At 68.4% G+C, this 13,604-nt stretch carries 10 protein-coding genes; 8 read left to right on the top strand and 2 right to left on the bottom strand.

What is annotated here, in order from left to right; translation table 11 throughout:
* The first annotated feature begins 1 nt into the window (after position 1).
* From phnE to yidD, 3 genes are all read left to right on the top strand, one after another.
* Positions 2–1,717 (top strand): phosphonate ABC transporter, permease protein PhnE, encoded by a 1,716-nt coding sequence (gene phnE / locus ACM9NP_RS01530; RefSeq protein WP_415644721.1) that lies wholly within the window; start codon positions 2–4, stop codon positions 1,715–1,717.
* Between the two features lie 242 nt (positions 1,718–1,959).
* The gene (locus ACM9NP_RS01525; RefSeq protein ID WP_415644720.1) at positions 1,960–3,708 is read left to right on the top strand and encodes an NAD+ synthase; all 1,749 of its coding nucleotides are present in this window, start codon (positions 1,960–1,962) and stop codon (positions 3,706–3,708) included.
* 646 nt (positions 3,709–4,354) lie between these two features.
* A complete protein-coding gene (gene yidD, locus ACM9NP_RS01520) occupies positions 4,355–4,792 on the top strand; it encodes a membrane protein insertion efficiency factor YidD (RefSeq protein ID WP_415644719.1) in 438 nt (145 codons plus the stop codon).
* Between the two features lie 198 nt (positions 4,793–4,990).
* Here the strand turns inward: yidD and ACM9NP_RS01515 are convergent, their stop codons facing one another.
* Entirely contained in the window at positions 4,991–6,586 is a 1,596-nt protein-coding gene (locus tag ACM9NP_RS01515; protein ID WP_415644718.1) for an MFS transporter, read from the bottom strand.
* A gap of 95 nt (positions 6,587–6,681) precedes the next feature.
* Between ACM9NP_RS01515 and ACM9NP_RS01510 the strand changes: the two genes are divergently transcribed.
* Both ACM9NP_RS01510 and panB read left to right on the top strand, forming a co-directional pair.
* Positions 6,682–7,863: an ROK family transcriptional regulator gene (locus ACM9NP_RS01510; RefSeq protein WP_415644717.1), complete on the top strand. Its 1,182-nt coding sequence runs from the start codon at positions 6,682–6,684 to the stop codon at positions 7,861–7,863.
* A 123-nt stretch (positions 7,864–7,986) separates the two neighbouring features.
* Complete coding sequence (panB, locus tag ACM9NP_RS01505; protein ID WP_415644716.1) at positions 7,987–8,802, top strand: 3-methyl-2-oxobutanoate hydroxymethyltransferase; 816 nt, start codon at positions 7,987–7,989, stop codon at positions 8,800–8,802.
* A gap of 537 nt (positions 8,803–9,339) precedes the next feature.
* On the opposite strand, the gene ACM9NP_RS01500 is transcribed toward panB, so the two are convergent.
* On the bottom strand, positions 9,340–10,572 hold the full coding sequence (locus ACM9NP_RS01500; protein ID WP_415644715.1) for an MFS transporter: 1,233 nt from the start codon (positions 10,570–10,572) through the stop codon (positions 9,340–9,342).
* Positions 10,573–10,675: 103 nt separating this feature from the next.
* On the opposite strand from ACM9NP_RS01500, the gene ACM9NP_RS01495 reads away from it, so the two are divergent.
* From ACM9NP_RS01495 to ACM9NP_RS01485, 3 genes are all read left to right on the top strand, one after another.
* Positions 10,676–11,659 carry an ArsR/SmtB family transcription factor gene (locus tag ACM9NP_RS01495; RefSeq protein WP_415644714.1) on the top strand — a complete coding sequence of 328 codons (984 nt, stop codon included), beginning with the start codon at positions 10,676–10,678 and terminating at the stop codon, positions 11,657–11,659.
* Positions 11,660–12,237: 578 nt separating this feature from the next.
* Positions 12,238–12,924 carry a hypothetical protein gene (locus tag ACM9NP_RS01490; RefSeq protein ID WP_415644713.1) on the top strand — a complete coding sequence of 229 codons (687 nt, stop codon included), beginning with the start codon at positions 12,238–12,240 and terminating at the stop codon, positions 12,922–12,924.
* The gene (locus ACM9NP_RS01485) at positions 12,921–13,565 is read left to right on the top strand and encodes a hypothetical protein (RefSeq protein ID WP_415644712.1); all 645 of its coding nucleotides are present in this window, start codon (positions 12,921–12,923) and stop codon (positions 13,563–13,565) included. Before ACM9NP_RS01490 ends, ACM9NP_RS01485 begins: the two co-directional genes overlap by 4 nt.
* The last annotated feature ends 39 nt before the right edge of the window (positions 13,566–13,604 follow it).

Genomic DNA, 13,604 nt, shown 5'->3' with positions numbered 1-13,604 from the left:
GATGAGCACACTCACCGAAGACGCCCCCGACACCAGCGTCGGCGCGCCACCACCGCCACGGCGACGCCGCACCCTCGCCGTTCCCCGGGCCAACACGATCGCCGCGACGCTCGTCGTCCTCGGACTGTTCGGCTTCGGCCTATGGTCCATGGTGGAGCTTCGTATCAACGTCGCCACCATCGTCGACAGCGTCGGCAACGCCGGCGACTTCCTCGGCCGGATGCTCCCGCTCGACTTCCCGCCCATCGCCGAGACGGCCGGGCTCATCGGCCAGACCCTCGCCGTCGTCATCGCCGCGACCATGCTGTCGATGGTGCTGAGCGCGCCACTCGCCATCTGGGCGGCCGGTAACACCACCCGCAACAAGGCCACCCGATTCGGCGCCCGCGCCCTCATCGTCGTCTGCCGCGCCATTCCCGACGTCGTCCTCGCCATCGTCCTCGTTCGCGTGCTCGGACTCGGCATCCTGCCCGGCGTCCTCGCGATGGGCATCCACTCCATCGGCATGATCGGCAAGCTCTACGCCGACGCCATCGAACAGATCGACGAAGGCCCGCGCACCGCCGTCCGCGCCACCGGCGCCCGCCGACTGCAACAACTCATCGGAGGCGTCTTCCCGCAGGTCCTGCCCGCGTTCGTCGCCACCGCGATGCACCGGCTCGACATCAACCTGCGCATCTCCGTCCTCCTCGGATTCGTCGGGGTCGCCGGAATCGGCAAAGAGATCAAGAACGCCATCGAACGCCTCGACTACAAGCGCGCGATGGCGCTCGCCCTGATCGTGCTGATCCTGTGCGTCGTCATGGAACTGATCTCCGGCGCCGTCCGCAAGGCGATCCTCGGTCAAAGTGTCGCCAACGAACGACGCGGCATCCTCGGCCTCGGCCGCCGCGTCATCGAACGCGGCTCCCGTCCCGTCGGCGAACGCCGCGTCAGCCCACCATGGACGGCCGCCCGGGTGCGCCGCCTCGGCTACGCCATAGTCGCCGGTCTCGTCGTCGCCGTCTCGGTCGTCTACGTCCTCATCGACTTCGCGGGAGGCGCCAGCGGCAACGGCCTCTGGGCGACCCTCGGGCGGATGTTCCCGCCCGGAACCGGGGGTGTCCCCACCGAGACGCTGATGGACGCGATGTTCACGACGCTCCAAGTCGCGTTCGCGGCGACGATCATCGGCGCGATCCTCGCGATTCCCGTGGGGCTCATGGCCGCGCGCAATGTCTCGCCGTTCCCGCGACTCGCGAAACTGTTCCGCATGTTCATCGTCGTCGTACGCGGGATCCCCGAACTGATCCTCGCGATCGTCTTCGTCATCATGATCGGCCTCGGCGAGATCGCCGGAACCTTCGCGCTCGCCATCGGCGCGATCGGGCTCCTCGGCAAACTCGTCGCCGACTCGGTCGAAGAGGTCGACTCCGGGCCCGAACAGGCGCTCCGCGCCACCGGGGCCACCCGCTCGCAGGTCTTCTTCGCGGCGACGCTTCCGCAGGCCCTGCCGTCCTTCATCGGCAACCTGCTGTACCAGCTCGACGTCAACATCCGCTCCGCGACGCTGCTCGGCATCGTCGGGGCCGGCGGCATCGGCTACTACCTCCTGCAGGCGTCGCGCGTCCTCGAATACGAGGCCGTGACCTTGATCACCGGAATGCTGTTCGCCGTCGTCATGGTCATCGAGCTCATCGCGATCTGGCTGCGCCGCACCGCCGGGGCCAAGGGCTGACCCCGGATACCCACCGCCGCAAGGCGACTCGACATCGGCGGCCCCGTCACGAAGGTGACGGGGCCGCCGTCTCGTCCGTGGTCGTCGGACGTCGACGTTCCGCCTGGTCGCGATCGGCGCGCACGTTCCGTCGTCTCGCCGTTCGCGGTACGTGAAATCCGCCGGTCTCCTCGGTCGAACATGGTCCGCCGTCGCGGCGGGTGCGCTGGCCGACACGGCGGTCGCGGGTAGACAATGGCGGCATGCCGACTATCCGCATCGCACTAGCTCAGACCAACAGCTGCGTGGGTGACCTCGACGGAAACGCCGCCACCGTGCTCGATTGGTCTCGTCGCGCCCACGAAGCCGGGGCGAACGTCGTCGCCTTCGGCGAGATGGTGCTCACCGGTTACCCCGTGGAAGACCTCGTATTCCGTGAGTCCTTCGTGGATGGAAGTCGCGATCGGGTGGAACGGCTCGCCACCGAGCTCGCCGATCAGGGCCTCGGTGACCTCGTGGTCGTCGTCGGCTACCTCGACGCGGACGGGCCCGCCCGGCTCGGAGCCGACTCGCCCCGCGACGCCGGCCCTCGCGACGCCCTAGCCGTCCTCTATGGAGGTAAGGTCGCCACCCGCTACTTCAAGCACCACCTCCCGAACTACGGCGTCTTCGACGAGAGTCGGTACTTCGTGCCCGGCGACACCCTCCAGGTGCTGCGGCTCGGCGGCGTCGACGTCGCCTTCACCGTCTGCGAGGACATCTGGCAGCCCGGCGGGCCGTTCGCCATCGCAGGTGAGGCGGGCGTCGGTCTCATCATCAACATCAACGCCTCCCCGTACGAACGCGACAAGGACAACCGTCGCCTCCCGCTCGTCCGTCGCCGTGCCGCCGAGGCCGGCGCCACCGTCGCCTACGTCAACATCGTCGGCGGTCAGGACGAACTCGTCTTCGAAGGCGACTCGATGATCGTCGCCCCGTCCGGCGAACTCATCGCCCGCGCCGCCCAGTTCGAGGAGGAACTCCTCGTCGCCGACCTCGACCTCCCGGACGGCGCGGCGACGATGGACGTCACCGGCGAGATGCGCGTTCGCCTCGACACCCTCGTCGAACAGCCGTGGGCGCCCAACGGCCCCGCACCGGTCTGCCGCGTCGTCGAGAACCTGGACGACCTCGCCGAAGTCTGGGCCGCGCTGCGCACCGGACTGCGCGACTACGTCGCCAAGAACGGTTTCGGCTCCGTCATCTTCGGGCTCTCCGGTGGGATCGACTCGGCCCTGACCGCCGCCCTGGCCGTCGACGCGATCGGCGCGGACCGCGTCCACCTCGTGTCGATGCCGTCCCAGTACTCGTCGCAGCACTCCCTCGACGACGCCGCCGAGCTCGCCCACCGCGTCGGCGCTCACTACTATGTGGAGCCCATTCAGGGAGTCGTCGACACGATCATGTCCCAGCTGTCGCTGTCCGGGCTCGCCGTCGAGAACCTCCAGGCGCGCGCTCGCGGTGTCCTGCTGATGGCGCTGTCGAACCAGAACGGGCACCTGGTGTTGGCTCCCGGCAACAAGAGCGAGTACGCCGTCGGTTACTCCACACTGTATGGAGACTCCGTCGGCGGGTACGCGCCGATCAAGGACGTTCCGAAGACGCTCGTCTACGAACTCGCGGCGTGGCGCAACGAGCAGGCTCGCTGCCTCGGCCACCCGGAGCCGATCCCGCACAACACGATCGCCAAGCCGCCGAGCGCCGAGCTGCGTCCCGACCAGAAGGACAGCGACTCGCTCCCGGACTACCCGCAGCTCGACGCCATCATCGCCGCGTATGTGGACGGCGACCGCTCGCGGCGCGATCTGATCGCGGCGGGGCACGACCCGGAGGTCGTCGACCGCGTGCTGCGCCTGATCGACGCCGCCGAGTACAAGCGTCGTCAGTCGCCGACCGGCACGAAGATCACGAGTAAGTCCTTCGGCCGCGATCGTCGCCTCCCGATGACCAACCGCTTCCGCGACCACGGCTGACCGCTCACGACTCGGGCCGGGGTCCACCCATAAGGGATGAACGACCGATCATCCCGAGGACATCGTGTTCTCGACGGGTGGACCCCCGGCTCGGTCTGCGTAGCGCACGCGGCGAGGGTCCGGGTCGTCATGGCTCGGGCGGCCCCGGCCGTTCGCCGGTGGAATGACACTGACGTTCATCGGCGGTCTTCTGCGCGGTCACCTCTGCGGCTTGGCGGGTCTCTTCTCGTCATCGCAGCAGGAAGGCGTGGCCGCGTACATCGCCCCACCAAGCCGAAGGCTGCGGGCCATCCGGCTTTGGGGGCAATCGCCCGTCTGATGTGGAGTGGTACGGGTCGTGTTCCGGTTCGCCGCATGCGTTGGTGGCGTTGGGTTCACGAAGGTGCTTCCGCTCAGTTGAAGGAGTGACCAGGCGGCGATGAGTCGAGTGGGGGAGGTACTCGAATTGATTCTGGTCGAAAACGTGGCCACTCGCCGGTAGTCACCCAGGTCAACTCGCCTGTGCCCCGCGTAGGCGGGGATGGTTTTGGATTGAAAGTGGACGGTCGTGCAAACGTTGCTTGGGTGGAGGACGCCTCGACACGTCCGGGGTGAGTGGGGCATGGTTAGGTGGTCCTGACCCACTGAAACCCAAGCGAGGCAAGACATGCATGAATCCGTATCCGCCGAGGACTGCATGTCGTGCGGCAAGACCTGTTCCGTCTTCGTCGGTGATTGCTCTGACGTTCTCGAGGGCTTCGGGGCATTCGTTGGATCGTGTTCCATGGGCATCGACGAAGCCCCGTTCGCGGGCATGCTGGCGAGTGTGCTCGTGGTGTCGCCGACCGCGTTGCGTCCACTCGACGAACCGACACGGGGTGTCGGCGACTGGCCCCGTCGCTTCGGCATGTGGATGATCACGCAGTATCAGCGTCGGATCTCGCGTCGGTTGCCGACTCGGTGTCGGTACACCCCCTCCTGCAGCCGATATGGCAAGGAGGCCCTGCGTCGGTACGGGCTCGTGACGGGTTCTCGCCTGGCCCTATTGCGCATTCTGCGGTGTCGAGGGGACGTACCACCCGGCACGGTCGACGAGCTCAAGTAACCGCCAGCCCGCAGCCGCAGCGGCGCAGCGGGGAAGGGAACTGCGCCCCCCCCGAAGGGCGTGCACGGCAATGCTTTCGCGGGCGTTGAGCGGGAGACCTCAACGCACGGTCGAGGGGAGACCGCGAGGTCGCACGCGAACGGCCATGTCTCCGTGATGAAGACATGGCCGTTTCGGTTGTTGCCCGTTCTTGCCGGACTAGCGATGATCGCCGACCGTGACGGGCTCGGGCATTCGGGGAAGTTCCACGGTGTCCGTCTGTGCCATGCGAGGCGCCTCGGTCGGCGAGCTAAGTCGTCGTTCGATGGCCGGTTCGTTGAAGCTCACCGAGACGTCGCCGGGGTGCTCGTTCGTGAGCGTCACGGCGAGGCCGTGACTGGTCGTCGCCGGCGCCGGTTCGGCGACGATACGGTGCGCCGTGACTCGCGCGGTCCCGACGGCGCGGCGCGGGGAGCGGGCCGTGACGGCCGGAGCCAGGCTCGGCAGTGAGTGCGTGACCGCGGCCGACGCCTCTCCACGTGCCAGGCGGGTCAAGGTCACGACGCGGCGCGCGCCGGCCTTGGCGGGGCGAGTGGCGGTGACGGCCAGCTTCGCGCCGATCCGCGCGGGCCGGGTGAAACTGATCCGGGTCGCACGCTTCGGAGCGGGACTCAGCACGCCCGCCAGGACCACGATGACGACCGTGATCACGGCGGTCACCGCGAAAGCCGTCGACAGTCCGGCCGATCCGGCGATCCCGCCCATCGTGCCGGGCGACGCCAGGCACGCGGCGTACGTCATCGTGACGACGGTGAACACGCCCGCGCTCGGAGTCGAACCGGCGCGTCCGGCGGCCGAGACGACGACGGGAACGATCGCGGCGATGCCGAGTCCGATCAGGCTGAAACCGATCATCGCGGGCAGCACGCCCGCGGCCGTCACGACCAGGATCATTCCGACGACGGCAGCCGCCGCGCCGGTCCGCACGACGGTGACGGGGCCGAACCGTTTGACGAGGGCGTCACCGCTGAACCGGGCCGCAGCCATGGACGCGACGAACACCGCGAACCCGGCCGAGGCCAGTCCGGTGCTGGTGCCCGGCATCGCGTCGATGTAGACGCTGCTCCAGCTGTGGGCGGCGGCCTCCGCGAACGCGGCGCAGAAGCCGACGAGGCCGATCGTCAGCAATCCCTTCGATGGCATCGTGAAGCGGCGGGCCGGGGGCGGCGTCTCCGCGACCGACGGCCGCTCGGTGATCGACGGCGCGAGATACGGGAGCCTGGCGGTGAGCGTCATGGCGACGAGCAGGAGACCGGCGCCAGTCGCGAGCAGGTGCGCCCGCGCGTCCAGGTGGGTCGCGGTCGCCGCGATCCCGATGCCCGCGCCGATCAGGGTGCCGATGCTCCACAGCCCGTGCAAGCGGGAGATGACGGCGCGACCGGTCTCGCGCTCGTACGCGGTCGCCTGGTGCTTCATCGAGACGTCGGCGACGCCCGAGGCGATGCCGAAGACCAGCAGAATTCCGAACAGGCTCGCCAGGTTCACCGCGAGCGCGGGCAGTGTCAGGAGGACGCACAGCGCGATCAGGCCCGCCCGAGTCACGGCGCGAGTGCCGAAGCGCTTCGCGATGGCGGTGGCGATCGGCGGCGCCACGATCGATCCGATCGCGGGGGCCAGCAGCGCCAGACCGAGGGCGCCGGCGCTGAGGTCGAGGTGGTGTTGGATCCACGGCACGCGCGTGGCGAAGCTGCCCGACACGGTTCCGTGCGCGGCGAATACGATGGCGATCGCTGTTTGAGCACGCCGCTGGTTCATCCTTGACCTCCCTCGATATGTTGCCGCGCGGATTTGACAGGTGCGGCCCCCGCGAGAAAAAATAACAGGCAGGCTCCCTGATTAAAAGGACTGTGATGAAAAACAATCCGGCCAGCCCGGCGACAGCTCGTGCCATCAACGACCGGACGGCTCTCGACCTGTTCGTTCGGCACGCGTCGCTGAGCGCGCCACAGCTCCGCGATCTCACCGGCCTGTCCCGCCCATCCGTCGCGGATCTGCTGGAACGCCTGCAAGACAGCGGTCTCGTGCAGCTCGTCGGCGAAGCGGAACAACGTCGGCGCGGCCCCAAGGCGAAGCTCTACGGCCTCGTCGCCGACCATGCCCACGTCGTCGGCGTCGAGGTCGCCGAGGAAGCCGTCCACGCCTCAGTGGCCGATCTCACGGGCGTCGTCGCGGCCTCCGCGAACCGGACGATCAACCCGGACACGTCCCTGCCGCAACTCATCGCCCGAGCCATCCGCGACGCCGTGCGCCGCGCCGGACTCGAGATCGCGGACGTCCACACCGTCGTCATCGGAGCGCCCGGCGCCGTCGACACGACGACAGGCGCCCTCGGCCCCGGCTACAGCTTCCCCGGCTGGGACGACAACCTGCTGCCCGAACTCGTCGACCTCCTCGACGTGCCGGTCGTCTTCGAGAACGAGGTCAACCTCGCCGGAGTCGTCGAACTCCACAACGGCGCCGGACGCGGACGGCACGACCTCGCCGTCCTGTGGCTCGACCGCAGCGTCGGAGCGTCGATCATCCTCGACGGCCGATTGAGACAGGGCGTTTCCGGAGGTGCCGGAGAAGTCGGCAAACTCGCCCTCCCCGGCGGCTCCCTCCCCGTCGCGGGGAAGGCCAGCGGCGGCTTCCACGATCTCGCCGGATCCGAAGCGGTCGTCCGTCTCGCGGGCGAACACGGCATCCCCAAAGCCCCCGTCCACCGCATGCTCACCGACCTCCGAGAGGACGACGAACCCGCTACGGCCGCGTTCATCGCCGAGCTCGCCGAACGCGTGGCGCTGGCGGCGCTCGCCGTCGTCGCGGTCGTCGATCCAGGTCTGATCGTGCTCGCCGGCGACGTGGGCCAAGCCGGGGGAGAACGCCTCGCCAACGCCGTGACGAAACGCCTGACCGTGCTCGACGCGACCCCGACCGACGTCTACCCGTCCACCCTGCCCGACGGACTGATCGTCGACGGCGCGATTCTCACCGGCCTCGAGATCGCCCACGACGACATCTTCGGTGGCGGTCCCGAACCGGCCGAAGCGTGACGGTCGGACTTCCGGAAGACGTCATCCACGTCACAGGCTCTTTTCTGCGTCGCCCGGTTTAGGGTGGACGGGACCAACCCGCCCAGGGACCCCTAGCGGCCTTGAGGATACGAAGGAGTCGACATGTCCACGCACGACGAAGTGCCCAGTTTGTACGGTCCAGGTAAGACGGTCAAGCGCGTCCGGGTCCGAAGCCTTCAGCAGGCGAAGGAACGCGGCGAGAAATGGGCGATGCTGACCAGCTACGACCAGTACACCGCCGCCCTGTTCGACGGGATCGGCATCCCCGCGCTCCTCATCGGCGACTCCGCCGCGAACAACGTCTACGGCTACGAGACGACCATTCCGATCAGCATGGAGGAGCTGCTGCCGCTCGTCGCGGCCGTCGCCCGCTCCACGGAGCGGACGCTCGTCGTCGCGGACCTTCCCTTCGGATCCTACGAGGCCGGGCCCGAGCAGGCCCTGGCCAGCGCCGTTCGCTTCATGAAGGCCGGCGCGCACGCCGTCAAACTCGAAGGCGGCGTTCGGATGAAGGCCCAGATCGCCGCGTTGACGTCGGCGGGAATCCCCGTCATGGCGCACATCGGTTTCACCCCGCAAAGCGAGCACGCCGTCGGCGGTTACCGCGTCGCGGGTCGCGGCGACGCCCACGCCGTCGCCGAGGCGGGAGCCTTCGCCGTCGTGCTGGAGATGGTCATGTCCGACGTCGCCGCTCGCATCACGAGGGAACTCGCCATTCCGACGATCGGGATCGGGGCGGGTTCCGACACCGACGCGCAGGTCCTCGTCTGGCAGGACATGGCGGGGCTCCGCCAGGGCCCGGCGCCGCGTTTCGTCAAGCGGTACGCCGACCTCGCCTCCGTCCTGACCGAGGCCGCGACCCGGTACGCCGACGAGGTTCGCGAGGGCGTCTTCCCCGCCCCCGAACACGGCTTCTGATCGAACCGCCCGTCACGCCGGGACGCTCGGCGTGACGGGCCATCACCGCACCGCCACCGAGTCCGACACGTCTCCACAGAGTGCGGTCCAGCGGCGTCCAAGAACCCGGTAGGTCGTATGGGCGAGAACAAAAGCGGAGTCACCAGATGATCCCGGCCAAGAACAGCGGCACCTGCCGGTAGCCCCCAGCTCACCTCGTCCGCTCCCCGCGCACGGGGATATGGCCCCCTCAGCGACTCCCGAGTCTCGCGCGTGGTCACCTTCCGCGGCTTGGTGGGTCTCTTCTCGCCATCCCCGCAGAAGGTTGTGGCCTCGTACGCCGCCCCACCAAGCCGAGAGTTGCGGGCCACCCGATTTCCGGGCGTGAAGTGGGCCCGAAGTGAGAAGGTTCGTCGTGGTACGGCCCAGCGAACCGGTGGCGACATCCGCTCCGCACCGCAGGGCCGGCCGTTGCGCGAACGGGGTCCACTCCGACTGAGGTTGATGCGTGAACGTCCTCAGAGGAGGACCGCTTCGATGATCGGAGACGTGTGGAACTCAGTCCGTCGGCAGGTCCCGGTGGCGGCGGAAGATCGAGAAGTACAGGGACAGCCAGCTCGTGGCCATGCCGGCGGCGGCGATCCACATGACGGTAGGCGTCCCGAACAGTTCGGCGACCCCGCCCGCCAGTACCGCGCCGATGGCGACGATGCCGGTGAACAGGAAGCGGAACGTCGCGTTCATCCTGCCCAGCAGGCGATCGGGGGTGGCGGCCTGTCGATACGAGATCTTCAGGACGTTGTCGACACCGATCGCCATCGCCAGTAGCGCCCAGCCGGGCGTGGCCAACCACCACCAGTCAGCGACCGTCATGAACGGCAACGTCAGCGCCCCCGGTGCCGCGAGCGCGCCGACCATCCAGATTGCCCGACTCGACCCGAGCAGTCGGGAGATGCGCCGCGCCAGCATCGCGCCCACGAGGCCGCCCGCACCGCCGATGGCGAGGAAGCCGCCGAGCACCGCCGCCGACAGTCCGAGCTCGGATACGAGCATGATCGGGGCCATCGTCAGGAGCATCGTCATGAACAGGTTCACCAGCACGCCGCAGATCGCCAGGGGACCGAGCCCGGGATGTTTGAGGACGTGCCGGACGCCTTCGCCGATGTCCTTCCGGAGGCTCGGTCGCGTCGTCTCAACGATCGTGATCGGTTCGGGCGCTCGGACGAAGGCCAGGTACGACGCGGAGACGAGGAAGCCGACGGCCTCGATCGCCAACGCGATCGGCGCGGAGAGCCACTGGACGAGGTAGCCGCCGACTCCTCGGCCGGTGATGGTCGCGAAGGAGTCGAGCGAGACCAGCGCCGAGTTCGCCCCGGTCAGGTCGTCACGGGAGACGACGCGGGGCAGGAAACTCTGGCTGGCGACGTCGAAGAAGACGGTGCCGACTCCGGCGACGAGCGCCACCGTGTACAGCTGCGTCATCGTCAGTTCGCCGTACCACCAGGCGATCGGGACCGAGGCCATCACGACGGCGCGAATCAGGTCCGCCGTCACCATCACGGGTCGACGGCGCATCCGGTCGACCCACGCCCCAGCGGGCAGTCCGATCAGGAGGAACGCGGCCGTGCTCATCGCGCCGAGCAGCCCCACCTCCCATGCGGAGGCGTCGAGGGTCAGGACGGCGACCAGGGGCAGCGCCAGGTAGCCGATGTGGTGGCCGAATTTGGCGAAGGTCGCCGAAAGGAACAGCCGACGGAAGTCCGGCTGCCGGAACAGGGGGCGTCGGGTCATGGAGGGGGGATCGATAGTGGTCGTCACCTCGTCAAGGTGCACGCGGGTGTCGGCCGTCGGCCCAGGATTTAGTCTGGGCTGAATCCAACGCCGAGTAGGGGAGATGGCCGTGATCGAACTCGACATGTCGGTGGACGACGTGGCCAACACGCGACTCGCGAGGTCTCCACTGTGGGAGGTGACGGGTAGCCTGCGAGTTCTCAAGGAACCAAGGGAACACCCCGGTCACGCGTGGTGGGTGGCGCAGACCGTTCCCCGGCTGAAGGCGGCGAACCTGGACCTTGGGCTGCTGTCGGATCTGGTGCCCGTCCCGACTCGAGTGTTGCCCGCGTTCCTCGCGCCCCCGCCGTGCGTGACCGGCCCAGACCTCGGCACCGAACTCGCGCGGCTCGCGGCGCTGCCCCCGGATCGCATCCGCGAAGGCGTCACCATGTTGCCCGGCGAACCGACGACGCGTCTGGCGGCACTGCGTGACGATCCGGAACGCTGGATTCCCGAACTCGTGGAGACCATCCAGCGGTACTGGGACGTCGCCTTGGCGCCGTACTGGCCCCGCATCAAGACCTTGTGCGACAGCGACATCACCTACCGGGCGCGGCGGCTCGCCGAGGGCGGCGCGGCGCGACTGTTCGCCGACCTCTCGGATCAGGTCTCCTGGCACAGTGGACGACTGACGATCCGCAGCGACTTCGAGCGCAGTCTCGCGCTCGGTGGACGAGGACTGCTTCTGGTGCCGTCGGTGTTCATCGGCACGCGCGTGTTCTCGGTCGTCAACGAGCACTGGCAGCCGACCGTCCGGTACCCGCCACGGGGGCTGGCGATGCTGTGGTCGCAGGGGGCACCGCCCGTCCCCGCGGCGCTCGCCGAGGTGATCGGACGTTCCCGGGCCGCGATCCTCGCGGCGCTGGTGACGCCACAGTCGACGACCGACCTCGCGCTCCACTGTGACTTGTCGCCGGGCGCGGTGTCTCAACACCTGCGGCTCATGCACTCGGCCGGCCTGGTCGCCCGTCACCGAGACGGCCGCTATGTCCTCTACTCCCGCAGCGACTCGGCCGAGGCCCTCCTCGCGGCGGCGGAGTCCTGACGTCACATCGGGTTCTTTCTGGCCCTTCTTCGCGTTGGCGGAACCGTCCGTGCGGTACCGGGGCGACCGAATCGCCACTTACCAGGGTGAGACGCGGAACCTGAAGAGCGCTCCCGCGTGGGGATGTTCGGGGCGTGATCCGCGTGGTCGGGGTTGCCGTACCTCGGTCGAGCGGCCACGACTTTCGGCTTGGCGGGGCGGTGTACGGGTCGGTTGCTTTCTGCCGTGGATGGAAGGGAGACCCACCAAGCCGTGGGGCCGGGCCACCGGACCGCGGCGGGAGCCACGGGTGCGGCTGCTGGTCTCGGGGTGGTCGCTTGGTGGGTCTCTTCTCGCCATTCCCGCAGAAGGTTGTGGCCTCGTACGTCGCCCTATCAAGCCGAGGTCTCGGCCACCCGGATTCCGGGGCGTGACGTGAGCCTGTCGGGAGGCGCACGGCCCCCGCGGACGATGCCGACGCACGACTAGGCGACCTCTTGGGATTGCGTTCCCGGCCAAGTCTGAGTGGGGTCCTTCTCGCGTGGGCTCTACCGATCCCAGGTTTGTCTATCGTGGGGGGTTTGGGTCAGGGTTGACGTATGTCCAAATATCTGGCGTGCATGTTCGCTGGGGCGTTGCTGGTCGGCATCGTCATCGAGGTCAATACCGATGGTGAGCAGGCCGTGGCCTGGGCGCCGTGGATGCTCGCGTTCATGGTGGCGACGACGCAGGCGGCGATGGTCGGCGCGTGGTCGGGCCAAGCTCGCGACTGGGCCATTGCCAATGAAGTCGACGCTCGGATCGACCGCTTCACGGACATCGCGGAGACGCTCGACGGGCAGCCGCTGTGCGAGGTGGAACTGACCGTCCACTCTCCAGACTTCACCGCGTACCGCACGACGGCGGTGACATTGCGCGACATACGGTCTCGTCGTGAGGTCGGCGATGAGTTGAACGTCGTCCGGCCATCGCCGGATCATCCCAACGTGCACATCGTCCGTCTGAATCATCGCGTCCACGAGTTCGGTCCCGATTCGTTCGCCCCGCGGCGGTCCACCGCCAGGTACAACCCACCGGTACCGCGCGAGTTGATCCCGGTGATCGGGGAGTCCTCTCGCCCACTCCGGTCCTTCGTTCGCTCCATGCTGGTCAGCGCCGCCTGTGTGGCGGCATTCGTCTTGGGGGCGGCGGGTTGGGCGGCCATGGACGGCGGTTCGGTTCTGGGACAGGACGATCCCGCGAGTCTGAGCTGGCAGTACGACCAAGGGAACGGAGCCCGGAAATGACACCGGCGTTGCAGGTATGGAAATGCGTCAACGCACTGCTGTTGGGCGCGGCGTGCGTCGCCATGTGGTTCGGTCTCCTCGACGGGCAGCGATATGAACAGCTCTCGGTCGGGTTCGGTGTTCCGGGTGCGTTGTCGACCATGGGTTGGTTGGCCGTACGCCCACGATGGGTGCTCGACGGCCACATCGAACGCTCGCGCAGGAATGGGACTCTCATGCCGGCTCGGGTCGAGGTGTTGACCCAGCTGTCCGCCACCGGTCGCCGCCGCGATTATCGACTGACGCTCACGGCGGTTCCTCGCGACGCGGCCACATATCAGGGAACCACCACAGTGCGGATCTCCCGGTTTCGGGCCGTCGCCCTGCGCCCGGGCGCGGTCGTGTGGGCGATCGCGGCCCAGCACGACCCTGCGCGGCTGAACCTTGTTCCCATACGGCTGAAGGATTCCGTCGCGGTCGACTGGACTGAGGTCAGCTCGCAAGCCGCGACGCGGACGCCACTGGGACCGGTCGACGGGGCCGTTCGGCGAACCTGGTTCGTGCTGCTCGCCGACCCGGAACGGTGGCTGTTCCGAATCGGCTGCGCCGCGCTCTTCGGTCTCGGGGCTTGGCTCGCCTGGTTGATCGCTGTGGCGCTGTGACGCGAGCGGGTCAAGCGTCCACATCGAAGACACTGTTCG

It is taken from the genome of Stackebrandtia soli (assembly GCF_965137155.1).
GTDB classification, from domain to species: Bacteria; Actinomycetota; Actinomycetes; order Mycobacteriales; family Micromonosporaceae; genus Stackebrandtia; species Stackebrandtia soli.
This window is presented reverse-complemented; position numbering and strand designations above follow the sequence as displayed.

Bases quoted from the DNA above. Each gene is read 5' to 3' on its own strand.
- ACM9NP_RS01510 (WP_415644717.1), top strand. From the start codon at position 6,682: ATGAAAAACAATCCGGCCAGCCCGGCGACAGCTCGTGCCATCAACGAC.
- yidD (WP_415644719.1), top strand. From the start codon at position 4,355: ATGCATGAATCCGTATCCGCCGAGGACTGCATGTCGTGCGGCAAGACC.
- ACM9NP_RS01495 (WP_415644714.1), top strand. From the start codon at position 10,676: ATGGCCGTGATCGAACTCGACATGTCGGTGGACGACGTGGCCAACACG.
- ACM9NP_RS01525 (WP_415644720.1), top strand. From the start codon at position 1,960: ATGCCGACTATCCGCATCGCACTAGCTCAGACCAACAGCTGCGTGGGT.
- panB (WP_415644716.1), top strand. From the start codon at position 7,987: ATGTCCACGCACGACGAAGTGCCCAGTTTGTACGGTCCAGGTAAGACG.
- ACM9NP_RS01490 (WP_415644713.1), top strand. From the start codon at position 12,238: ATGTCCAAATATCTGGCGTGCATGTTCGCTGGGGCGTTGCTGGTCGGC.
- phnE (WP_415644721.1), top strand. From the start codon at position 2: ATGAGCACACTCACCGAAGACGCCCCCGACACCAGCGTCGGCGCGCCA.
- ACM9NP_RS01485 (WP_415644712.1), top strand. From the start codon at position 12,921: ATGACACCGGCGTTGCAGGTATGGAAATGCGTCAACGCACTGCTGTTG.
- ACM9NP_RS01515 (WP_415644718.1), bottom strand. From the start codon at position 6,586: ATGAACCAGCGGCGTGCTCAAACAGCGATCGCCATCGTATTCGCCGCG.
- ACM9NP_RS01500 (WP_415644715.1), bottom strand. From the start codon at position 10,572: ATGACCCGACGCCCCCTGTTCCGGCAGCCGGACTTCCGTCGGCTGTTC.